The organism is Alkaliphilus sp. B6464 (genome assembly GCF_018141165.1).
Taxonomy (GTDB): Bacteria; Bacillota; Clostridia; order Peptostreptococcales; family Natronincolaceae; genus Alkaliphilus_B.
The window spans coordinates 2,231,118-2,254,115 of sequence record NZ_CP058557.1 but is presented as its reverse complement, the minus strand read 5'-3'; the positions used below and the strand labels follow the sequence as shown (position 1 = coordinate 2,254,115).

The following is a 22,998-nucleotide window of genomic DNA, read 5'->3' as shown; positions in this document are numbered from 1 at the left end:
TTTAGTTTTCACTCCATTCCCATGCAAAATATTGATATGCCTCTGACACCTTATTTTTAGGTTCATATTCTATTATACTTTTTCTGTTAAGTATTGCTTCACCAGTTTTAACTGATACAGGTATTTTACTTTCAAATATTTTCATATTTAAATTAAACTTGCTTTTTACGAATTCAACAGATTCATTCAATGCTTTTATCATCTCTTTTGATAAGTTGGTTCTTTCATTCATCATTGTGATTAGAATTCCATCTATTTCTATATTAGTATTAATTCTTTTTTTGATTTTGTTTATACTGCTGATCAGAAGCCCCAATCCTTTGGCTGAAAGATATTCAGGAGTTACTGGTATAATAATACTGTTGCAAGCTGCCAGCGCATTTATAGTAAGCATACCAAGGCTAGGAGAACAATCTATTATAATATAATCGTAATCATTTTCTATCTTCTTAATTACTTGTTTTAAAATCATTTCTCTGCTCATTACATTTACTAAAGATATTTCTATTCCTGCTAAATCTAAAGTTCCTGGAATAAGATCTAAGTTATCTTTGATTTTTATAACATACTCCCCTTCAACCTTAGATTCTTCGATTTCTCCTGCCATCAAAGTTTGTATATTACAGATATTTTCTCCGTTATGCCCTAATGCTACTGTTAAACTAGCTTGTGGATCAAAATCTATAAGCAGTACTTTCTTTCCTTCTTCTGATAGTGCATACGATAAATTAAGGGCGGTAGTTGTTTTTCCAACTCCGCCCTTCTGGTTTACTATTGCAGTTATTTTGTTTTTCAATTTGATTTCCTCCTTTTGTAATCTGTATTTCAATAAATAAAAAAGGGGCTATCTCCTAATGCATAAGACAGCCTGTTTATATAAAAACCATATATAAAAGAAGTTTAACTCTTCTTTTATATATGGTTTTTATTCATTTAAAATTTATAAATATTCGTTTTGAGACAGTTCCGTGGACTTAGGTCAATATCATAGACACAAAAAGTTTAACTTTTTTTGATCCACTTAAGCAACACTATGTACTGCTTCTGGAGTCAAATAATTTAGTGAACTATGAATCCTTTTTCTGTTATACCATGATTCAATATACTCATTATATTATGCACGTTGATTATGTAGCTTCTCTTTAACTAATTCTTCATGATAAAAATAATTAATGTATTTTATGCCATTTTTATTGCAATAATTTTCTATTTCTATAGATAAATCTCTCCAGTATTTTTTCTCACTCTTAATATATATTTTTTCATATTCACTATATAGGTTTGGATAGTTTACATCAATATAGTCTAATATTTTTTGCTTATATTCCCCTCTCAGGTTTAGATTTTCAAACCAATATTCATCAACATAAGTATGGGTTTTTTCTATAATCCTTTTAAAATCTGTAATATACGGAAAGATTGGTGACATAAATAATACTGTATAAATTCCTTGATTATGTAATTCTTTTAATGTGTGAAGCCTGTCGCTAATGCTACTTGCATTATCCATATCATCTTTAAAATTTTCATCCAATGTATTTATAGAGATAGACACCTTTAAATCTTTGCACTTTTTTAACAAATCAATATCTCTTAGAATAAGTTGGGATTTTGTAGCAATTCCAATGGAGCATTCTATATGTATTAATTGTTCTAATATTTTTCTCGTAACTAAATATTTTTCTTCAAAACAATTATAGCAATCTGTCACAGAAGAAAGAAAAACAGATTTATTTTGCAACTTTTTCAGACTTATGGGCTTATCACACTGTTTAATATCAACAAATGTTCCCCATTTTTCCATATGCCCTGTAAATCGCTTCATAAAACAAGCATAGCAGTATTTACAAGCATGTGGACACCCAATATAAGGATTGATAACATAATCACTTGCAGGTAAATTGGATTTTGTTAGAAAGTCCTTAACTTGTATAATTTTCTCTTTTATATCCATTTATTCTCCCCTCATGCTTATAATAGTTCTGTACATCAAATATAAATAATTTTTTCATCTCATTTTGATATAGCTTTCAGATAACACTCATTATAACATAATTTATAAAATATCACATATAATACATATATTGTATATATATTTTAAAAACCTATTACTTGATACATGAATGTCGGATTTGATTATTAGTATGTCAAATGATACTAGGTTCCCAACTAGCCACTTCAGTTCCAGTTATCTTTCAAATACTGCCTCAATATCAGAAATATATTCCTGTCCAGTTCCATCGCTACCATGATATTCATCGTAATCGTAATCAGGTTCAAAGCAAGAATCTATAATACTATCAAACCCATCCAAACTAAGATTTTTTTTAATCAGTTTATCTGTATGAATGGAAATTGTTTCGTCTAATTCCGAAAGCTTTTCTATTATTTCATTTTCTATATCTTCCGCTACCCATTTTTCCAATGTCTGTGTGATTGCATCTCTATCAATTTCCATATCTTCGTGATCTCCGTAATAGTACATTTTAGTATTTTCGTTAACCAAATCTTGAATGTCATAATTTTCACAGTATTCACTAGCATCTACATTCTCCACCTGTGAAGCAATAGCATTAGTTATTGCTATTTTGCATAACGGTTTAAACCACGAAACTTCAATATCATTTCTTCGATAGCATTGGGACAAAAGATTTATGGTAGCAATTAATTCATTTAGGTCTAAATCCATAAAAAGATTGTTAATGCAGCATTCATCTGAAATAAATGAAGACAATGAGTAATACGAATATAGATTATCATTAAGTAAAATTTCTAAAGTTTTAATATGCGGTAACCATTCACTAGATGGCAGATAGTAATATCCATATGCATTATTTAAATAATCAATAATGGTTTGTTTATAGTGCTGTTGCCTTATTTCATATTGGCAAATATTTGCTACTATAAAATAGTTCTTCTCATCTTGAGAGAAGAACTCAATGCTAAATATTTCTTCACTGGCTATAAGCTGAAAGAAAATGTTAGGTAAATCCTCTTTTGCATAGCAACGTTCAAATTGACTAAAGTGTTTAATTGAATCCCTCACTTCATTTAGTTCCAGCATATTATCGCTAAATACAGTCTTCATATAATCATTTACAGAAGGATTAATTACGCCTACATGCATTGTTCTTTTATTGTCAACTAGGTTTATTATTGATTGGTTTAAACGGGTCAATATAGATTCATAATTATTTATTGTATAATCTACATTCTTCATTTTTAATAAGCGTTCATCAAAGCATTCTTTTAGTACACTATATTGAACTGTGGTGTCGGTCAAAGAATACAATGTAGAAATAAATGCCCTATCCACTTCTTTAAGCCGTCTCTCAAATTCATTTTTCCATATATCATGCGGGTGGGATAAACTTTCGAATATGTAGTCAAAATAGCTCTCTGGAGCCACTTTTAAATAATTAGTTCTATAAGTGACATGCTCTATTATTCGTGGAGTATAATTACTGTGATGCACTATTTTAAAATATTTTTTGTTTCTTTTGATAGCCTCATAATATTCCTTTGGTATACGTTTATAAATTAAATGATTATAGAAAATTTTTGCTTTTTCTAGAGGAGTTATATCCTCCATATTAATAGTATGATTTCTAATTTTTTTCTCTTGAAAAAACATCTTAAACTCATAAGATCTATCTTTAGCTTCATTAAAAATTGTAATTCTTGAGTTTAATATTATTTTCTTATTTTTAAATAATTTTACGAACTTTATCAATGAAAGCAATTCACCCTCTTGGGTATTTTTCATATTAAAATAATGCTGGCCTAGGCAATCATCTAGCAAGACAATTTCTTTGGAATCTTTATCACTTGACAAAGAATTTTTAATGTCGGTCATATCTCCATTAGTGGTGTATCTTACTCTGTACCCTTGTACAGAAAAATATAAAACCAACATTTTTGAGGTAGTGGTTTTTCCAACGCCAGGGCCGCCCGTTATCATTAATAGTCCATTTTTATCCAAGTGCTCCAAGCATTGATTATATATTTCAGTTTGCACAAAATATTTACTTTCTTCCTCAATGTCATTAAAAAGTGCTTCACAATCAATAAAAATGTTTTGGTTAAATATTTCATTCAATATATTTGAAGCATATAACCACAACTTATAATGCTTTCTTACAACGTCAATATTTTCGGGCTTTTGTAGGAATTCATCTATTTCTCTTAGGGAAATAATATTTTTGTCTGAATCCATAAATTCAGAAAACATATTATAGATTTCACTAATATTGGCATCAGTAAGGTGCATGCCACAGCAAACATAATATTGTTTTGGTTTCCATTTTTGGACATTGTTAATTTCGTTTTTTAAAGTAATCCTAAGATTGGAAAATTTACTTCCTATATAGTGTTTTACCTGAATAATAAAGTCATGCGTAATTGCATTATTAGTAAGATCAATGCCGCCATCGCGACCTTTAGCAAATAAGCGCAAATTTGTTGACAGTTTTTTTTCCATCACATCTTTACATAGGGCTTCAAATTCTACGTCATTCAAATTATAATAATTATACATTCTGCCCCCCCAATTCTATGTACCATTATCATGATGTATTTTTCTTCTGATTCTTTAATTTTTAATAAAATGCTAGGGCGAAAAATAGATTTTAGCTTATCATTATTGCTATACTCTGCAGTTTGATATTCTGATTATTATGCTTTACTTCAATAGTTTGTAATTTATAATTATAACGAACTAAAACTCCAGATCCCTACTCATATTGATATGACACCTAACATTTCATTACCGACACCAAGTTCACTTTATATATAATATTTGTTACTACTCACAAACCCAAATTTCTAAATATTTACTTATATTGTAGATTAATATAATACTTTTTCATCATTCTAAAATATATTATAAAATTAATTTCTTAGTTATCTGTGTTTACATTTTGAGTATTAGATTGTTTTTATATTATTAAATATTACACAACAAAGTTCTTAAATTACCTACATTATACATCAATTTCCATATATATTTTGTCGAATTATGCGATATCATAAAATAAAAAATACCGAATCTCCTCGATATTAAAACTCTAAGTAAATATATATAATATATCCTCCAATGAGTATACACTCCCTCATGGAAATCATGCAGGAGACTTCCCAGTCTTATTTTCCAATGATGGGGTAGCAAGAATGTGGTTTTATACTAATAAATTTAATGTAGCAGATGTTGTAGGAAAAACAGTTATAATTCACGAAAGTCCCGATGACTATCGGACACAGCCTGCTGGTAATTCGGGTAAAAGATTGGCTTGTGGAGTAATTAGATGGTACTAATTATATAAAAAAGAAGAATCTATTACTTCTAGTATTGCATCAAAGAAATTATTTCTTTAATGCAATACTAGAAGTAGTTTACTTATTTCTACTTAATACCTTTAGGTGCAGACCTTATTGGTCTTCCCAAATCATCATCAATGTAATATTGTAGCATTTCTTCTATATTACATCCATCTAATGAGTACCATGTAACTCTTTCCCAAATATCGCATATGCTCTTATTATTAAATACTTTTGCATTTAAAATCTCTTCAAAGCAAGCATAATTATACGATTGTGAGCCATCTTCAACCAACCCATACCAATATATTTCTTTATTGATAGTATCATTATCCGGCATTTTGCCCATCCAGCAATCTTCATACTCTACAGCATTATCAATGCAAAAGTTCATTTCAATACAAGAATTACTTTTTAAAACATCACTACTTAATATCTTTATGAAGTCTTCTAGTTTGATTTTAAGCAATATTTTCACCTCCTAAAATATTTCATTTTTTTCTACAAACATTATATCAAACGACGTATAATATTCTTATCTCTTTTTTCTACGCTACATAGCACTTTTTTTGTTCTCTTATTATCATTACTAGAGTACAAATAATGAATATTAATGGCATTCCAGCACTCAAATACACTGCTGACGTAATACTTAAAAATAAGAAAGAAGCTACTATCTTTTTCCCGATTCTTTGGTTACACTTCTCATCTGGATACTTAATCTTATACAGATACCAAAACATTAATGTTAGTCCAATTCTTACAATCAATCCTAAAAGGGTTCCTAATATACCTCCAAATAACATTGATGCTAAATTTTGACTATCACTGTATCTCTGATAGAAAACAATAAAATTTGATATCATAATCATAATAATGAATAAGATTATTGTTAATATAAGTATAGATATTTTTATAAAAAATCCATTCTTGAGCAATTAATAACCTCCTATTTTGAAATTTTTCTACTTAATCTGATTTATCTCGCAAGAAAATTATACCATATTTTCTACATTGCTATAGCAAATTCTTAGCTTTTAAATACCTTATTATTCAGTTTTCAAATAACATTATTTAATTCACGATATCTTCATTAGTTGCATCTAAATCTTGTAATGCGACATAAAAAATACCGCATATTCAGTTCTGAATGATACGGTATTTTGTTTGAATATTTAGTTTTATAATCATGAAGTTTAATATAAGTATTGTTTTTAAGCTAATCATAGAGTAAAACCTTTATACTCATAAATAAGTTTGCTATGATGTATATATTCTTAATTTTTTTATACTGATTTATTTTCTTTTAGCTTTAAATATCTCTGTGTCCAAGGACAGACCAATATGCACTTTCCACAAATTGTTTCCGTTACTCCAAGTTTATCACTTCTTTTTCCCGCTTCATTTCTGCACTTAAAAGCATTAAAATAGTTATCTCTATCCATATTTACATTCCAATTAACTCCTAACACGGCATTAGCTGGACATAAATTTTCACACATATTGCAAGCCCCGCATTTTGATTCATTTATTGGTAATCCCACCTCTAATTCTGCATCAGTTAACACACTGGACAACCTTACAGCTGAACCAAACTCTTTTGTAACAAGTAAAGCACACTTTCCAATCCATCCAATTCCTGCTCTAGTTGCTACTGTTTTATGCGGTAAAGTAGTTTTTAAGATTGTTTCATCTGTGGTTACACTTTTCCTTACCTTAGGTATCGCTCTAAATCCATTGGATTTTATAATCTCCGCTGCATATTCATCAAGTTCATCTAGAAGGTTATTTTTCCTTATATATTCATCATAATAATCTTTTGTTGGTCCATTCCCTATTCCAGCAATTATAGATGGATCCAATGCTACTGCAATTGAGATTCCATACCTATAACCCTCTCTTTGGTTTTCAGGAATGTCTTTTAAGTCCGCAAATCCTACCATTGAGGCACCTTTTTCAATAAGCCTTTTTCTGATTTCTGTGCTTAAGTAATCCACTCGTATCCCCCATTTCATCTATAATTAATTATTGGATTTGAATAATTATGACGCTTAATTTGCAATAATGTGAATTAATAAGGTAAAAAGATATTTGACACTTCCACAATAAAATATGGTGCTATCATTCCTGTATTAGAATATGATTCACTCGCTATATTCCAATTCCTTAAGATAAAAGATACTTCATCATCTATATGTTCAATCTTATCAATTGGAAGTTTCCCTTTTACCGAATAATATACGCTATATTCTATTTTGTTTTTATCTCTGTCTATTCCCAAATCCATTATTTCCAACGGATACATAATATCAATACCAAACCACGAAAGAATTTCAACAATCTTAGGATAGTATATATTAAAATTATTTCTAAAATAGCCACATTCTTCGCATTCGCATTTTTCATTGTAATAGTCACGATATTTTTGTGTAGCTACAATATCACAATCTATATCAAAGTTACCAAATTTCATTTCTCTCACCACCCTTTATTTACTTATCCTTGTTCACTATATTTTACTGATGAACAATATAATAATAATACGTAGCAGCTAAGCATAAATTATTTATATTTCGCTTCATTATCAGCTCTTGTTAGGATTTCATTAACTGCTTCTTCTATAGACATATTCGTAGTGTCTAACCAAAGACCAATTTTAGGTGTTTCTTCAATGAAAATATTGTATAGACTTTCAACTGTAAAACCGACATATCCTTTTTTGTCTCTCTTTTGTTCACGTTGCTCAATAGATTTAATATCAGGATTTAATACAATAACATAAGCCGGGTACTCCTTTAAAAGTTCTATAAAGTATAAAAGCTTTTCTCCAAGGAAATTGCCCTGTACAACAACAGAAAAACCATTATTATAATACTCTATGGCTACTTTTGCGGTAATAGAATATCTCATATCCAATTGATGTAAAGCCTCTTTATTTGGATACTCACACATTCCTCTCTACCAGTAATAATCATCTTCCTAAAAACATCGCCTCGTAGATGAACACATTTGTCTAGACTTTTTGCCAAAGCTTCAGCAATAGTTGATTTTCCAGAAGCCATAACACCAGTAATTACATATATTGCCTTTTCCATATCAACCCTCCATAGTGTTTTGTAATTCACTAATTCGTCATATTCTACTGTTACGTCTAAAAAATATAATGTTTATTAAAATTACCATATTTCATCTAGCTTATTAGAATAAAATTCTATTGCTTTTTTATAATTCTTTATGTTATCGTCTGAAGATGTTTGAGCTAAATTATATAGTAAAATTTCCATTGCTCTAGAATATTCATTTAAGTTGTATAAAGTCATTGCATAGAAAACTTTAATAGCTCTATCTTGTGTAAACTTAGCCAAACCTTTCTCAAATACCTCTTTTGATTTTTTATATTGCCCTAGTACTCTATATGTACTTCCTAAACCTAAAAAGGCATCCCGCAGTTCCTTATCAGGCAGTCCAATCGAAATAGCTTTTTCATAATACAGTACTGCATTTTTCTCTAAACCCAAAGCATCAAAACTCCATGCACACTGATAGTTAATTATTGAATCGTTGGGATGTGCATTTGCAAGATTTATTAAAATTTCATTTGATTCTTGTAGTTTTCCTTCTTTCCTTAATTCAATTGCTATTTCTAATTGCTTCAAAATTAATCGCCCCTTAGTGTTACGTAATATTCTACTAATCTGATCTATCTAACAAGAAAATTATACCATATTTTCCGTATTATTATATTACATTTTCACTTCATAATACCGTATTATTCAGTTTTCAAAGAACATTACTTCCAGTTAAAATTTAATATCTATGTCGTATTTTCTTCATTAGTGGCAGTTAAATCTTAAAATGCGACATAAAAAATACCGCACAATTCATTTCTGAGTAATACGGTACTTTAAATAGTTATTCGTGTTTTTATCCTTATTACATCTAATATAAAAGTTACGAACTAAAGTATACATTTATACAATCTATACTTTTCTTTAATCTCAAAGCCTGCAATTAATGCCAAATTAAATTCATCAGTAGAATCTTCATCGATAAAATATAAAATTTCCTTTATTGCACCAAATTCATTGTATAATTGCGTCAGCATTTCATTTATTAAGATACTTTCAATACCTTTATTTTTATATTCCTCATCAATAAATAATCCAATTACATCCGAAATATCTTTACCTGCTTTAACAAAAATACTACCATGTATCTCCCCATCTTGTCTAAAGGCAAATATTCGAAAGCGTTCTATTTCCTTTCGCAAATTTTTACTATTAAAATATGTCCCTGTAGGGATGGCATATTTGTCATGGAATACAGCATATTCTTCAAAATTGTTTTTGTTAATTTCCTCTATACAATCATATCTTTGATTTGTACGAGGCTCTAAATTACATATTCTTGTAACAAGACTATTTTCACACTCAATATTCTTTTCCTTAAAATATTCATTTGCATTTTTATTAGTAAATGGTACACCTATGAATAGTTCATATCCTGGCAACTGCTTACTTATATGATTAATAAACTCATCTGCAATTTGGTCATAATTCTCCCTTATTAAAAATCCTGATGTTTGTGCATATTTTTCATCACTTATCCAAAAATAAAAACAAACTCCGCATAGTACATCTTGATGATAATAGGCTATTATATTACGGTTCTCCAAATTGATGGCTTTTTCAAGCTCTTCTTTAATCCTCTCTATTGAATTTAACCTCGGATAACTGGCATGCAATTTATTCTGACTCAACTCCCATGCAAAATCCATTACTTCATCTAATCTTTGAATTGTTTTTATCATTGTTTATATCTCCTTTGGTATTAATCCTTAAATTTATGTTTAGTTTATTCGCATTTAGTACATAATTTTTTACTGTTGCGTCTAAAAAAGATTGTACGAATCTACTAAAATTATAAAAAAATCCTCATTTTTCTATGTACTGAAATTCATAATGAGTAGCAGTTGTTTTTATTATACTAAATCCTAATTGTAGATATAATCTTTTACCGCCTTCATTTTCTTTAAAACAACCTATCGTTATGGTCTTATCCTCTGATAATGCTTTTGAAATTATATCTTGTAAAATATTTTTGCCTATTCTTTTTCCCTGAAATGTGGGGATGATATGTATTTCAGTAATATTAACACTGTTAATTGTAGTATTTGTTTGTAGAAATCCAACATCAGAACCATTAACACATATAATACAAAAATCGTTAAAATTGTCATTGAAATCCGAATCAAAGTCTCTTCTTTGATAATCCTCATCCCATCCCCATATGCGATTAATATACTCATAATTAGAGGATTTTTTGACATCATAAATAAAGTTCTTATCGTCAACAGTAATTGGCCGCAAACTATATCCCACTCGTTACCTCCCCCCTTATTGTTTTATGTACAGTCTTAGCTGAGCATAATTCATCTAATCCGATTTATCTGACAAGGAAATTATACCATATTTTCTATATTATTGTAGTATTTTTCTGATTTTAATACCGTATTATTCAGTCTTCAAAGAACATTATTCACATTTTTAATCTTATTAATTACGTCACATTTTCTTCATTAATTACAGCTAAATCTTGAAATGTGACATAAAAATACCGCAAAATCCATTTCTGAATAATACGGCATTTTTATAAGTTGTTCATTTTTTCACTTGCGACGTTAAATATTAAAATTATTCATATTAAATTTTATCTAATTTCTTAGATAAATTGGAATTTGTCGATATGATTTTACTCACATTCTAGCGAATTGCACCATTTTTAAAGTTATCATACCATTGCGCCATTTCTTCGTCACTGTCAATCTCTAATATTTTAAAAATTTCATAAGCAAATTCAACAGCAGCAGTTTCATTTGCAGTGATAACTTTATTGTCAACAACCACCTGCGCATGGATATAAAACGCTTCTCCCCTATATCCTTTTTGTTTTTGAAATAATTCTAGGCTGTCTCCTGTATGCTTTACATTATCAAGTAACCCATGCTTGCATAAGAAAGTAGTTGATCCACAAATAGCGGCTATAGGAATGTGTAATTCCATGAGCTTCTTAATAAACTCTGCAATTTCCCTATAATCATTTTCTTCCCACGAAAGACCACCTGGGAGAATAACCATGGCAAGGTTATTGAAATTCTGATAATCATTTATATTGTAGTCAATAGACGCATTGATGCCGCCCATTGATGTCTTCGGAACATCATCAACTGCAATTGTTTTAACCACATAATCTGAAAAAGAATTGGCAACTGCAATGGCATAACTTGCTTCCCAATCATTCCATCGTTCTGTCAATACAATCAGTACTTCATTTTTAATATTATTCATCATATCCTCCTGTCTTTAGGAAGGCTAAAATATAGTCACCCTCCTCATGTTTTTAAGATGTATAATTTTATATAACTTCATATGTATCATCTCCTTCCTTAACAATAAGATATATATACACAAGACATTCTTGTGAAATAGCATTTTTTAATCTATGTTCCAAATTCCTATTTATCTGTATGTCATATAAATAATCTTTACTTAACCTTCTCTTACTATCATGAATCAATTATAACATATTTTGTAAATATCGCATTATTAAATTTTCAAAGAACATTTTAATTCGCATTTTCTTCATTAGTTGCAGATAATACTTGTAATGCGACATAAAAAATACCGCTTATCCATTTCTGAATAATGCGGTATTAAAATAAAATATTTTATTTTTTAGTTATTACGCTTTAAAGGGATGATGCAACATAAATATCAGTTTTACTTCTTAACAATATAAGAATTATCTGTCATATGACATCTAAGGATTAGACTCATTTTTTTACCTTCAAATTTATTTTTGAGTGCTATATCAACTTTATAAATCCAAATCCTATAATAATGCAAATAGTAGAACTAAAGTTGTATCAAGTTTTAATTTCCAAAAAATATAGTCTAATATCTAACTAACAACTGATGTCAATTTACGCCTATCTAGCTAACATTTCATAAAATAAATCTTCTATATCATATTTCTGCTCTTCACTATTAGATTTTATTAAATTTATGTATCTACTCCCAATTTCATAAAAACTAACCCGATTAAATGGTTGTTTTATATTCTGGTAATTTGTTACTAGTTTAAGGTTCTCTCTTGTTTTGTTTTCAATAAACCTTGCAAATCCTTCTTTCCATTGCTGCCAAATCATATATTCAAAATCAATCCTATTTAAATAATCCTTCATATGAAAATAATACTCTTTTACTTTTTGATATTCATTCATTTTGAAATGCTTGTCTATTTCTAAAGTATATTTAACAAAGAATGGATCTGTATATGGAAATGGATGATTTAATTCCCACATATAATCCTTTTTCTTCATAGCTTCATCATATATTTTTAAGCCTTTTTTTAACTCTAATTCACATTTATAAAATTGGTGACAATGTACAAATTCGTGAAAAAGCAATGCATATCCCTCAATATCATCTAATACCTCAGATGATATGACAGCCGCTAGTTTGTAGTCATAGAAATCTAAATCCATAGCTGCTATTATACCTTTAGGTACTTTCATTTTAATAGGATGGGCCTTGATAAAGATATACTTCTTCTTAGCTTTATCTAGGTCAAATAATATATAATTATTATCCTCAACTATCGCTACTGGATACAGTTTTTCTAATGAATTATCAATAACCCTTACTATCTTGTGAAATTTAAAAACTTGTTTTAATTTTTCATCATATTTTTCATATATCTTTTCATCCAATATATTGCCAATCATCCTATCTTCCTTCCCTAGATTATTATTTGCTTTAACTTAAAGTTGTGTCACTTACACTAAGTTCGCATTTTTCATCTGTTGCGCCTAAAAAAGATATTACGACCTATTCTTCTTGTAAAACGGAATGATAAAATAAGCTATCAGCATTATAGTCACAAAGCTTATAGATCTCATCACTTGTGTATTTCTGCCAAAGAAACTTAATATCGTAGTTACTACAAAATAAGATATCAATCCAAATAAAAATCCCTTAATTGTAGTGCCTTTAAGCATAATTTCACCACCCTACACTAAATAATTTTGTTTTGAAATACGTCAACATAGACGCTTTAATCAATTCATAATATGTTTATTTAATAACGTTCCTATATCTAACCCTTCTCACCTCAAAATCCTATTAACTACTATTATAAATAATTCTTTGTATCACACAAAATACCTTCAATATCTCTATTAATTAAAAAACTAAATTTAAAAGGGATAAGGTACCTGGCCCTTCATCCCTATAACAAAACTTATCCGCATAGGATAAAAACATGCTTTTTTATAATAAAACCTAATAAATATTTTTCTTTGAGACTAACGCTTGGTTGAATTCTAATCCTTTTATTTCTTCATTATCAAGCATATTGAGCAGATCCTTAGCCTCAGCAAAAACAAGAACACCGTAAGTTTTTACTCCATTTTCTTTTGCATAATCTAAGGCTGACTGATAATATTTATCTTTTCCCGTCCTATGTTCTAGAACATTTACTGCAACTTCTCTATCCACAACGTATTGAAGTAGACTCATATAATGATGTTTATATGCCTGTGCTTCAATACGAGAATTAGAATTTTCTAAGCCTACAGGATTGACAAGCCAATCCCATATAAAAAATGCAGGGTATTTATTTCCTATATGTTTATCAGCTAATAGAACACTATTGCTTTTCATTAATTGTATCCCTAATAATGAACGGACTTCTTCATCTGGTGACGCTGTTCTTATACCAGCCCAGATAAATTCAATGTTTGGATACTTCGATTCTAGATTAAATAATTCTTCCATAGTCAAATCCTTCTCAAAAAGTATTGACGATGAAACATAAGAAATTGGATTTAGCTGTTTAAGATGGTTTATTACATTCTGTTTTTTCTCCTTAATATAATTCTCATTAGAGTATGGATATCTAATGTTTATAAACATACCTGTGCTTAAAATAGGATCTTTGTAACTAGATACTATCTCACCACGCTGTATTTTATGACTGACATCATAAATTTCATCAGTAAACAAGTTTCTATATGAATACTCGACGTTATATTTACCAAATCCTTGCTTGTCGACTAACACAGTACTCGGACTTAAACCAGGCATATTTAACTCCAAAATAGCATGTACATCAAAATTAATATCACTTCTTGCTTTGCTAACCGTAATTTTATTTGGATTATAATATAGAGAATCAACTAATGGTGAAATTATAAGAAATATACTAACTACTAAAGCAATTACTACAGCTACAGATGTATAAATTACTTTTCTCAGCCTTTTATTTACACTTTTCTTCAGTTTAATAGTTTCTTCAGCATACTTTTCATTTCTAGGTAATCTAACTACTTCATCAAACTCCTCTTCTATAATCCCTGATAAATATTCTTCTAATGCTTCGTACTTTTCTATTTCTTGCTCAATATGATGTTTTTCTTCTTCATTAACTAAACCTTCTTTATACAGATTCAATAATTCTTTATATTTCATTTTTGTCCCTCCAATGCATTTTTTAGCTTTCTTCTGGCCCTAAAGAGCATTGTTTTTGCAGCTCCCTCTGTCATATCTTTTGATATACTTATTTCCTTAAGTGAAAACTCACAATAATAATAAAGGATTAGAATTTCTCTATAGGACTCAGGAAGATCTAGAATTAAATTGTACAGCCTTCTATTTTCATTTGTCTCAATGATCTTATCTAATGAACTTTCTTCGCTAATCAAAATATTTTCTAATTCATTTTCACTGCTGTACTTTTTTTCTTTTCTAATAAAATCAAAATATAAATTTTTACAAACTCTAAAAATCCAATACTTAAAGTATTCTACATCATCATCAAGAGCTAAATAAGCTTTGAAAAAAGTGTCACTAGTCAAATCCTGTGCTAAATGATGGTTCTTACACAGTGAAAATGCATATAAATAAAGTTCTCTATAGTATTTAATATATAATTTTTCCATCTGGTTATATAACACATTGACACCCCTTTCACTATATAAACGAATTATAAGGATTTAGGTTACACTTTTAAAGCTAAAAAAATTCTCATACAATTATAATGGGCTCACTTGAGAAATACAAAAAGATAAAATGCATTAATAACTGCAATAAAAAATATACTGTTATAATTCTAATAACAGTACATTTTTTACTTTATTTTTCATTAGCTTTAACTACTAAAACAGTGTATATATTTGTTCTGCATAAAAAAGACAATGTATCGCATCGCAGGTGACCTTTGGACACCTATATATGCATAATAATCTATTCTTATTATATAATTTTATTTCATCCTAAATTCTTCTATTTTTATTGCATTTTCTCCATCAAAATTAATACACACAATAAAAGGCATAAAGTTCTTGATTCTCTCAAATTCATTGTAATTAAAATTTTTATCGTAATAATTTATAATTGTACTTAATGCTGTACCATGAGTACCTATGACGATGTTTTCATTTTTATGTTCTTTTAATACATACCGTAGGGCTGCTATATTCCTCTTTTGGACCTCATTTAAACTTTCTCCGTCAGATAATTTATAATCAGAATTATCCCATTGTTCTTTTGCAAATTTATCAAAGTCTTCTATCCATGCACTATCTACTTTTCTTTCTCTAAAATCATCAATAATATTAATCTTCAAATCTAATGTTTCTGCAAAATCTTTTATAGTGTCAACAGCTCTTTTGTATGGGCTCGAAAAGATCTTAGTAATATTTTTATTTAATAAGAACTCTGTTACCTTTTTACAATCATTTGTTCCTTCTTCAGTAAGTGGACGTATTAAATCATCCTTTATTGAAAAATCTGGTTTTGCATGACGCACAAAAAATACTTTTGCCATAGTAGCCCTCCTAAAAATACATTATTTTCTTTGAGCATTTAATACAAATTTATTACACATAATTTATCTGCTATATATAGAAATAAACCCTTCATAAAATTTTTTTATTTTTTCTAGCTATTTATACACTTTATATTGCATTTAAAAATCCATGAAATAAAATACATGGTAATAAAGAATTAGTCTTAAAATATAGCTTTCCTAATACGTAACCTAACATTGATTGCCAAGTCATGGCTAATAAAAATATCCAAGATGGCATTCCCCAACTCATTACATGGCCAACCCCAAAAATTATAGCTTGAAAAACATTACAGCGATCATCACTTAATCCAAATCCTTTTAGTCCTGAAATTAAAAAACCTCTAAATAAAACTTCTTCAAAAAAACCAGGATATAGTGACATTCTGATTGTTTTAATGATAAAGTCCAATATAAAAGCAATATTAAAGATATTTCTAGTATAACTTGTGTAATCAAAAATTCTATTATAATTCAAGATAAGACCATAAACTATGCATAATATAATTACTAAAGTAAAGAATTTAATTGACATGTTCCAATTAAAGTTTTTAAGACCTATCTTAAAAATATGACAAATAAATATTGCTAATGAAATACATACTTCCAAGAGTATAATATAGCTCCTATCAAAATTATGTACAGTTAAATTGTTTAATTTTAATAAAGTATTAAAGGTAAAAATTACAGTAAGCAAAAGTACATATATGGCAATAAACGGAATAATTGCTTTTCTATTTTCATATATATTTTTATTTTCTTTCTCACTTGTAGAAAATATATGAATTATAATAAGTAAAATAGCTACAGCACCTGACATCAACATAGGGCTACTATAACTTGGCTCATGCATCTTATAAAAATATAAACAAACATATCCAAATATAATAAATATTAGATCACGATTTAAAGCTTTTAAATTTATTTCTTGGGTATTCTTCATAATTAGCCCTCCATATCAAGAATCTAATATTAATACTAAGATCTAACCATAGTCGATAATAATGTCTAATTTTACTGTCGTTTATCACTTCTAATCTGGTCTATCTAATAAGAAAATTATACCATATTTTCTATATTGTTATATTAAATTTCTATTTTATAATACCATATTATTCAATTTTCAAAGAGCATTAAGTTATTACGTTAAATTTCAATACTTACGTTACATAATCTTCATTAGTTGTAGCTAATTCTTGTATTACGACATAAAAAATACCGTAAAATTCATTTCTGAATAATGCGATATCTTAAATAATTATTTGATTTTGTAGTTATTACGTCTAATAAGAAAGATACGACATAACTGAACTTAAAATTATGTTAATTCAACTTTACAAATTTGAATTATCCAATTACTACTTTAATATATGGGTACACAAATTTCGCAATGATGATTATTAACCATTTGGACTATATACCTTTCGATGATTGGTCTTGTTTCATCAAATTGATATCCTTGCCTTGATAATTCTGGAAAAATATCAATCCATGCTTTCTGAACTGCTTCTGCTGTATGATTAATTTTAAAAATAGCATATTTTCCTCCAACAATATTACCTTCTCTTACATAGCCGTCAGTTACTGAATAGTCGTTTGAAACAACAATACAAGTATCATAACGACAGTTTTCAGGTTTAGTAGTTTCAGGATTATCCTGAGCAATTCCAAGAATTATGGATTCATCGTTAAATAAATGGTTAAATTTTGCCCATTCTTTTAATTCTTCCATTGTTTGTACATTGTTAGTTCCATAAGGGCCACTCTTCCTTATGTAAGCAATTCGATATGTTGGCATCTTCTCAATCATAATATTCATAATCTGTTTTCTTTGCCTCCTTTAAAGAATAAATAATTTCTTCATTACAAGATTACTACGCTTTAAAATAGAAAACAATATATTTTTTAAAATTCTTAAATTTCAATTTATTGAGTTATTTACATTGCTCATATGTTGTATTGTCTTACTGTTACGTCTAAAAAAGATAATGCGATATAAATAATGTCTAAATATTTTGAAGGAGTTAATTTATGGATGACTTATATAGGTTTTTGTAATTTCGCCATAATATTTATTTAGCCTTATTATAGCTGAAGTATCAGGGAATTTTGCATTTTCTTTGTTTTCAATAGTATATTTAATCATTATTCCTCTGCCATAAGTTTTATCTGGGGCAATTCCTAGAATTTTAGGTGTACTACCTTCATTTGTTATAAAAAATACATATCTTTCCTTACCTAAATCACCCCCCACCTGAATCATAGTCTTCATTAAGATGTTTATTATGATTCTCTGATAGCATCATCCTATCTTGAACTTCTTTTGGGGCATTTTCAAAGGAAATTATTTCATAACTTAATTCCTTATTTTCTTCATTACTACACCCTACAAAAAAGAAACTAGTGCAAATAATTAAGATAATACCCAAGATAATGTAATTACTTCTCACAACATATCACTCCTTTAGATAGATTTATTTGGTAGTATCAGTAATTCGTATTATTCAGTTTTCAAAGAACATCTTTTTGCTTTAAAATTTAATATCTAAAGCTTACTTTTTTCATTAGTTACAACTATGATCTTGTGATGTGTAACTGCTCTTGATTATCTACCCAATATCTAAATCTCATTTTTTCCTTGCACATAGGACAATTTGGAGAAATTACATTCCTATTCTCATTAAGATGTTTCTCCCCAACATTAACTTCTTCACCGCATGATTCACATTTCCAAACACAATCTCTATTCACTAATAAACTATGTATACCAAGTTCATCCTCTAGCTTGATTACTAATTTATCCTGTATATTATAAAATCTTTTAATTTCTTCAAAATCTTCTCTGTATATTAAATCATCTATATTGCACAAGCATTCATCATCCATTCTAAAGTCATCATCCATATCATATTTAATCCTATAAAATTCACCTGTTTTAGCATCATATTCGGGTAGTGTATATGCATCATAAGCAGGATTGGTTAGGTAAGCTACATTGCCATCAATTAAATAACTTGTACATTTTCGTAATCCATTAATAGGACGTTCATCTGGTGCTTCAGCAATTAACTTTTTAACTTCTTTATCATCCATTCTTTTCACTTCTTCGTATATTTTTGTAATGCGACATAAAAAATACCGTAAAATCCATTTCTAAATAATACGGTATCTTGTTTGAATATTTAGTTTTGTGATCATGACGTTTAATATAAAAATTACGAAGTTATATTCTTAATAATCAGCAGACTTTCCATTTTATTTATAGATTTTCTCACAGCCTTAATAATTCATAATAACAAGAAATCACACCATCTTCTTCGAAGTCCTCAATCTTCTTAAACCCTACACTTTCGAGCATACCTATGGATTTTTTATTAGATTTATAAGTAAAAGCACATAACTTACTGATAGCATATTTTTCAAATACAAGATGGCAGAATTGTGCTAACGCATGCTTGCCAATTTCCTTACCCCAGTATTTTTTATCAAATATGACTATACTTACGAATGCCTGCTTTTCATTAGCTTCATCTATCCCATAGCACCAAACATCTCCTATATATCTACCGTCTATATCTATAATCTTACCGAAGCTCCTTGCTCCAGGTTTTAATGATTCCTCATATAATTTAATTGCATCCCCTAATGCAACTCTATTAAATGGAAATAACCTCTCTAACTCTTTATCCTGGGACTTTTCCCAAAAGATTTTTACATGTTCAACTGTACGTGTTTTCAATAATAGATTTTCCAACGTTATATCCTCCTTAACAACCTAAATAACTTTAGTGCACCCTTTTCTACAAATCTGACTGATTTAATAAGTAAACTATACCATATTTTCTATATTATTATAGTAAGTTTTTAATTTTTCAATACCGTATTATTCAGTTTTCAAAGAACATTACTCGTATTTTTAATCTTAATAGTTACGATAACGATAGGTAAGGGTAATCTTTTATTTGTATAAACAGTCAGACTCCCTTTTCCCCCGTTCCACACCGTACGTACGATTTATCACCGTATACGGCGTTCCATCTAATCATTTATTTGTAATATAATTAATTTTTCCCTATATTCGTTAAGCTTTCTGAGTTGTTTTGTATTAATGACTCCTGAATAGTCATTGTTATTGTGAATCATCTTGTGACAAGATACACATACTGTAGCTAAATTTTTGACTTTGTTAATTTCGTCAAGTAGCAAGTACGGTCTAACATGATGTATGTGTACATTATCTTTGTGTAGGTCATTTCTACATATTCTACACTTACCTTTGTCTACATTAAATACATAGGGTCTATTTAGGTGATACTCAAAGTTATACTTTATTCCTGTTAAACCTTTTGCTATTAAATCGGATAATGTTAGTGAAAGTAATTCGTCAGCCCTTGTTTTAAGGGGCTTTTTCCCTGTTATTTTGTGATGAAGATTTCTACCTTCAAGACTATAGGGGGTTTCAATTTGATTTTTCAATTTAGTTTTAATCCATTTACTAAAATTCGTTGATGTTACCCCTACCCATTTGTCTTTATATCGAACAGCAGGGATTTTTGTATCATAATTTTCGTGTATCGATTTTAAGTTAGACACTTCACTAGCTCTAATCCATTTACCTCCGAATCTCTTTAGCGATTTGTATGAAGCATAATGTAGGTTAAAGGTTAATTTTCTAAGCTCCACGAATACGTGTGTGGCAGGTGCGTAGTAGTTGATTATTCCACGTATTGTACTGTTGTATATGTTGATATTATTCAATAGGTCGTTTATATCTCTACTACTTCGTAACTCTTTTGCCTTTTTCATTAATTCTTTTCTCTTGAGTTGAATTCTTACCCTATCGGGTTCAGTATGAGTTACAAATCCCTTTCGTGCATTTCCGCTCTTTTTAACTTTGAATGTAAATCCAAGAAATGATATTTTCTTTTTCCTAACATTTGTTATGAGAGTTTTGTCCTTAGACAGCTCTAATTTAAGGTGCTTTCTTAGCCACTTTTCGATAGCAAATTTCCACTTAACTGCATTTTCATAACTGTCAGTTATTAAACACCAGTCATCGGCATACCTCACCAAAAATGCAGGTTTTAGTTTGCAAGTATCTCTTAGCTGACGTAATTTACTTCCGTCTGAACAATACTGATGTCTAGTTTTGAACTTTTTCCAGCTATTATCAATGAATCTATCAAATTTATTTAAGTAAACATTTGCTAGTAGGGGAGATAATATCCCACCTTGTGGTGTGCCAAGTTCACTAACCATTGTTTCATTCATTATTCCTGCTTTAAGCATTTGTTTAATTATCATCAATAGTCTCTTATCAGCGATTCCCATGTTGTATAGTTCTCTAATTAAAATTTGATGATTTACCTTATCGAAGAACTTTGATATATCCCCTTCGACAATCCAATGGTATCCTGTTTTATGCACCAGACTTGTTAGTCTTTCCAATGCGTGGTGCGTATTTCTCATAGGTCTGAATCCATAACTATGTTCGAAAAACCTTCCCTCACATATTGGCTCTATCACTATTCGTATACATTCTTGAACAATTCGGTCTATGATAGTTGGAATTCCTAACGGTCTGAATTCATCTTTGCCTACCTTTGGAATCCATACTCGCCTTACACTTTGTGCCTTGTAGTTCATGAAAGCTTGTTGTACTTCCGATATTGTTTTATCATAATCCTGTTCAAGATATTTTCTGATAGTATATTTATCAATTCCTGCTGTTTTACTTCCTTTGTTAGCTTTAAGATTATGAATCGCAGTCATAATCGTTGGAATTGACATTGCCTTTTCGACTAATGAGTGAAATTTAAAGTTTTCATTATTCTTGGATTTTTCATAAAAGCGATCTTGCATTGCCCTCAGATCGTTGTCCGATTTCAGTAGTTTTTGTTGTTGTATCAACCGTTTTGTCATCTCCTTTAGGGTTAACAATACGTGACTACGTCATTTTCGCTTACCTGCTCCAAAAACCGTTAATTATATTTTTTATTTATTGGTTAGACTTGGGGTCTTCCCTCCACTACTTATTATCATAGTTTCTTAGGTACTATACCCCTACTGCCACGAGAATACAGGAATTTCGATAACTTATCTTATATCCTTAGAGTACGTATACCAACGTTAAAGCACTCTTTCTCGTTTCTCCTGTTCCACACTGATTAGCTTTTCATTTATGAGGTTCGTCTTTCTCTCTAAGCCGTTTAGACATATACACGATTGTATATATTAGTGATTTCCTCGTGTATTCCAACCCTATCAAAAGGAGTTATGCAGGTTGGGCAATGCGAAATGACCTTCCCACTTCTAAATATCCCGTAAGGACTAAATACATTTCTGTATTTCAAAATTCACGACCCGTACATTCGAGATTTCGTCAGTTCCTTCGGAACATTCTCAACGCTACTCATTTTCTAGCACCCCGCCTACTTCTATTTCCGTATCAGAATGACTTAGGTAATATTTTGGGCGACTTCACCGAGCTACTAACATTTCATGTGGTATCAATCCATGCTAGTCGGAGTATTAGGCTTTTTCAAGCTCACCAGACTTGTCAAAGGAATCTCACCCTTGAATAATCACCAGTACAGTTAGTTATGGACTCCTTCGTTCCATTTCCGCCTGTTTTATTCCTAATTACTTAGGAGATTGTCAGACAACAGGACGCACTCGCATTATCTTCAAGTTACGTTATAATCTTGTAATCCTGCATAAAAAATGCCGTAAAATTCATTTCTGAATAATACGGTATTTTGTTTGAATATTTAG

The 22,998-nt window shown here is 29.4% G+C and carries 26 protein-coding genes; 1 reads left to right on the top strand and 25 read right to left on the bottom strand.

Features of this window, described 5'->3' with window-relative positions; translation table 11 throughout:
• Nucleotide 1: 1 nt before the first annotated feature.
• The 4 genes from HYG84_RS11105 to HYG84_RS11095 form a co-directional block, all read right to left on the bottom strand.
• Entirely contained in the window at nucleotides 2-796 is a 795-nt protein-coding gene (locus tag HYG84_RS11105) for a ParA family protein (protein WP_212377111.1), read from the bottom strand.
• A 225-nt stretch (nucleotides 797-1,021) separates the two neighbouring features.
• The gene (locus tag HYG84_RS20885; RefSeq protein WP_442860810.1) at nucleotides 1,022-1,102 is read right to left on the bottom strand and encodes a hypothetical protein; all 81 of its coding nucleotides are present in this window, start codon (nucleotides 1,100-1,102) and stop codon (nucleotides 1,022-1,024) included.
• Nucleotides 1,103-1,114: 12 nt separating this feature from the next.
• Nucleotides 1,115-1,954 carry a radical SAM protein gene (locus HYG84_RS11100; protein WP_212377108.1) on the bottom strand — a complete coding sequence of 280 codons (840 nt, stop codon included), beginning with the start codon at nucleotides 1,952-1,954 and terminating at the stop codon, nucleotides 1,115-1,117.
• Between the two features lie 234 nt (nucleotides 1,955-2,188).
• The gene (locus HYG84_RS11095) at nucleotides 2,189-4,519 is read right to left on the bottom strand and encodes a restriction endonuclease (protein ID WP_212377105.1); all 2,331 of its coding nucleotides are present in this window, start codon (nucleotides 4,517-4,519) and stop codon (nucleotides 2,189-2,191) included.
• Nucleotides 4,520-5,076: 557 nt separating this feature from the next.
• On the opposite strand from HYG84_RS11095, the gene HYG84_RS11090 reads away from it, so the two are divergent.
• Complete coding sequence (locus HYG84_RS11090; protein WP_330655626.1) at nucleotides 5,077-5,313, top strand: superoxide dismutase family protein; 237 nt, start codon at nucleotides 5,077-5,079, stop codon at nucleotides 5,311-5,313.
• A gap of 88 nt (nucleotides 5,314-5,401) precedes the next feature.
• Here HYG84_RS11090 and HYG84_RS11085 read toward each other — a convergent pair whose 3' ends face one another.
• The 21 genes from HYG84_RS11085 to ltrA all read right to left on the bottom strand — a co-directional run bounded on the left by HYG84_RS11085 (nucleotide 5,402) and on the right by ltrA (nucleotide 22,146).
• On the bottom strand, nucleotides 5,402-5,785 hold the full coding sequence (locus HYG84_RS11085; RefSeq protein WP_212377102.1) for a hypothetical protein: 384 nt from the start codon (nucleotides 5,783-5,785) through the stop codon (nucleotides 5,402-5,404).
• A gap of 79 nt (nucleotides 5,786-5,864) precedes the next feature.
• Nucleotides 5,865-6,254, bottom strand: coding sequence for a hypothetical protein (locus tag HYG84_RS11080; RefSeq protein ID WP_212377099.1), 390 nt, complete (start codon nucleotides 6,252-6,254; stop codon nucleotides 5,865-5,867).
• 348 nt (nucleotides 6,255-6,602) lie between these two features.
• Nucleotides 6,603-7,313 carry a 4Fe-4S double cluster binding domain-containing protein gene (locus tag HYG84_RS11075; protein ID WP_212377096.1) on the bottom strand — a complete coding sequence of 237 codons (711 nt, stop codon included), beginning with the start codon at nucleotides 7,311-7,313 and terminating at the stop codon, nucleotides 6,603-6,605.
• A 74-nt stretch (nucleotides 7,314-7,387) separates the two neighbouring features.
• Nucleotides 7,388-7,789 carry a hypothetical protein gene (locus HYG84_RS11070; RefSeq protein ID WP_212377093.1) on the bottom strand — a complete coding sequence of 134 codons (402 nt, stop codon included), beginning with the start codon at nucleotides 7,787-7,789 and terminating at the stop codon, nucleotides 7,388-7,390.
• An 89-nt stretch (nucleotides 7,790-7,878) separates the two neighbouring features.
• Complete coding sequence (locus HYG84_RS11065) at nucleotides 7,879-8,232, bottom strand: hypothetical protein (RefSeq protein ID WP_249168597.1); 354 nt, start codon at nucleotides 8,230-8,232, stop codon at nucleotides 7,879-7,881.
• Entirely contained in the window at nucleotides 8,223-8,411 is a 189-nt protein-coding gene (locus HYG84_RS20365; RefSeq protein ID WP_249168596.1) for a zeta toxin family protein, read from the bottom strand. Before HYG84_RS20365 ends, HYG84_RS11065 begins: the two co-directional genes overlap by 10 nt.
• Before the next feature lie 81 nt (nucleotides 8,412-8,492).
• Nucleotides 8,493-8,972 carry a tetratricopeptide repeat protein gene (locus HYG84_RS11060; RefSeq protein WP_212377090.1) on the bottom strand — a complete coding sequence of 160 codons (480 nt, stop codon included), beginning with the start codon at nucleotides 8,970-8,972 and terminating at the stop codon, nucleotides 8,493-8,495.
• Nucleotides 8,973-9,274: 302 nt separating this feature from the next.
• Complete coding sequence (locus HYG84_RS11055) at nucleotides 9,275-10,126, bottom strand: hypothetical protein (protein ID WP_212377087.1); 852 nt, start codon at nucleotides 10,124-10,126, stop codon at nucleotides 9,275-9,277.
• Between the two features lie 124 nt (nucleotides 10,127-10,250).
• The gene (locus HYG84_RS11050; RefSeq protein WP_212377084.1) at nucleotides 10,251-10,697 is read right to left on the bottom strand and encodes a GNAT family N-acetyltransferase; all 447 of its coding nucleotides are present in this window, start codon (nucleotides 10,695-10,697) and stop codon (nucleotides 10,251-10,253) included.
• Nucleotides 10,698-11,078: 381 nt separating this feature from the next.
• On the bottom strand, nucleotides 11,079-11,630 hold the full coding sequence (locus HYG84_RS11045; RefSeq protein WP_249168595.1) for a type 1 glutamine amidotransferase family protein: 552 nt from the start codon (nucleotides 11,628-11,630) through the stop codon (nucleotides 11,079-11,081).
• Between the two features lie 674 nt (nucleotides 11,631-12,304).
• Complete coding sequence (locus HYG84_RS11040; protein WP_212377079.1) at nucleotides 12,305-13,102, bottom strand: hypothetical protein; 798 nt, start codon at nucleotides 13,100-13,102, stop codon at nucleotides 12,305-12,307.
• Nucleotides 13,103-13,658: 556 nt separating this feature from the next.
• Nucleotides 13,659-14,846, bottom strand: a complete 1,188-nt coding sequence (locus HYG84_RS11035) for an anti sigma factor C-terminal domain-containing protein (protein WP_212377076.1) — start codon at nucleotides 14,844-14,846, stop codon at nucleotides 13,659-13,661.
• Nucleotides 14,843-15,316, bottom strand: a complete 474-nt coding sequence (locus tag HYG84_RS11030) for an RNA polymerase sigma factor (RefSeq protein WP_212377073.1) — start codon at nucleotides 15,314-15,316, stop codon at nucleotides 14,843-14,845. The genes HYG84_RS11035 and HYG84_RS11030 overlap by 4 nt, the downstream gene beginning before the upstream one ends.
• A 323-nt stretch (nucleotides 15,317-15,639) precedes the next feature.
• Nucleotides 15,640-16,203, bottom strand: a complete 564-nt coding sequence (locus HYG84_RS11025; protein WP_212377071.1) for a histidine phosphatase family protein — start codon at nucleotides 16,201-16,203, stop codon at nucleotides 15,640-15,642.
• Between the two features lie 130 nt (nucleotides 16,204-16,333).
• The gene (locus HYG84_RS11020) at nucleotides 16,334-17,167 is read right to left on the bottom strand and encodes a CPBP family intramembrane glutamic endopeptidase (protein ID WP_212377068.1); all 834 of its coding nucleotides are present in this window, start codon (nucleotides 17,165-17,167) and stop codon (nucleotides 16,334-16,336) included.
• Between the two features lie 420 nt (nucleotides 17,168-17,587).
• Complete coding sequence (locus HYG84_RS11015; RefSeq protein WP_212377065.1) at nucleotides 17,588-18,043, bottom strand: AraC family transcriptional regulator; 456 nt, start codon at nucleotides 18,041-18,043, stop codon at nucleotides 17,588-17,590.
• A 210-nt stretch (nucleotides 18,044-18,253) separates the two neighbouring features.
• Nucleotides 18,254-18,496, bottom strand: a complete 243-nt coding sequence (locus HYG84_RS11010) for a hypothetical protein (RefSeq protein ID WP_212377062.1) — start codon at nucleotides 18,494-18,496, stop codon at nucleotides 18,254-18,256.
• Complete coding sequence (locus HYG84_RS11005; protein WP_212377059.1) at nucleotides 18,468-18,674, bottom strand: hypothetical protein; 207 nt, start codon at nucleotides 18,672-18,674, stop codon at nucleotides 18,468-18,470. Before HYG84_RS11005 ends, HYG84_RS11010 begins: the two co-directional genes overlap by 29 nt.
• 124 nt (nucleotides 18,675-18,798) lie before the next feature.
• Nucleotides 18,799-19,317: a hypothetical protein gene (locus HYG84_RS11000; RefSeq protein ID WP_212377056.1), complete on the bottom strand. Its 519-nt coding sequence runs from the start codon at nucleotides 19,315-19,317 to the stop codon at nucleotides 18,799-18,801.
• A 178-nt stretch (nucleotides 19,318-19,495) separates the two neighbouring features.
• Nucleotides 19,496-19,978 (bottom strand): GNAT family N-acetyltransferase, encoded by a 483-nt coding sequence (locus tag HYG84_RS10995; RefSeq protein ID WP_212377052.1) that lies wholly within the window; start codon nucleotides 19,976-19,978, stop codon nucleotides 19,496-19,498.
• Between the two features lie 284 nt (nucleotides 19,979-20,262).
• Nucleotides 20,263-22,146 (bottom strand): group II intron reverse transcriptase/maturase, encoded by a 1,884-nt coding sequence (ltrA, locus tag HYG84_RS10990; RefSeq protein WP_212377011.1) that lies wholly within the window; start codon nucleotides 22,144-22,146, stop codon nucleotides 20,263-20,265.
• Between the last annotated feature and the right edge of the window lie 852 nt (nucleotides 22,147-22,998).

What these genes read in the sequence shown, in the direction of transcription:
- HYG84_RS11015 (WP_212377065.1), bottom strand. Translation starts at nt 18,043, where the DNA reads ATGAATATTATGATTGAGAAGATGCCAACATATCGAATTGCTTACATA.
- HYG84_RS11035 (WP_212377076.1), bottom strand. Translation starts at nt 14,846, where the DNA reads ATGAAATATAAAGAATTATTGAATCTGTATAAAGAAGGTTTAGTTAAT.
- HYG84_RS11000 (WP_212377056.1), bottom strand. Translation starts at nt 19,317, where the DNA reads ATGGATGATAAAGAAGTTAAAAAGTTAATTGCTGAAGCACCAGATGAA.
- HYG84_RS11010 (WP_212377062.1), bottom strand. Translation starts at nt 18,496, where the DNA reads ATGAAGACTATGATTCAGGTGGGGGGTGATTTAGGTAAGGAAAGATAT.
- HYG84_RS11055 (WP_212377087.1), bottom strand. Translation starts at nt 10,126, where the DNA reads ATGATAAAAACAATTCAAAGATTAGATGAAGTAATGGATTTTGCATGG.
- HYG84_RS11040 (WP_212377079.1), bottom strand. Translation starts at nt 13,102, where the DNA reads ATGATTGGCAATATATTGGATGAAAAGATATATGAAAAATATGATGAA.
- HYG84_RS11030 (WP_212377073.1), bottom strand. Translation starts at nt 15,316, where the DNA reads ATGGAAAAATTATATATTAAATACTATAGAGAACTTTATTTATATGCA.
- HYG84_RS11100 (WP_212377108.1), bottom strand. Translation starts at nt 1,954, where the DNA reads ATGGATATAAAAGAGAAAATTATACAAGTTAAGGACTTTCTAACAAAA.
- HYG84_RS20365 (WP_249168596.1), bottom strand. Translation starts at nt 8,411, where the DNA reads ATGGAAAAGGCAATATATGTAATTACTGGTGTTATGGCTTCTGGAAAA.
- HYG84_RS11070 (WP_212377093.1), bottom strand. Translation starts at nt 7,789, where the DNA reads ATGAAATTTGGTAACTTTGATATAGATTGTGATATTGTAGCTACACAA.
- HYG84_RS11020 (WP_212377068.1), bottom strand. Translation starts at nt 17,167, where the DNA reads ATGAAGAATACCCAAGAAATAAATTTAAAAGCTTTAAATCGTGATCTA.
- ltrA (WP_212377011.1), bottom strand. Translation starts at nt 22,146, where the DNA reads ATGACAAAACGGTTGATACAACAACAAAAACTACTGAAATCGGACAAC.
- HYG84_RS11025 (WP_212377071.1), bottom strand. Translation starts at nt 16,203, where the DNA reads ATGGCAAAAGTATTTTTTGTGCGTCATGCAAAACCAGATTTTTCAATA.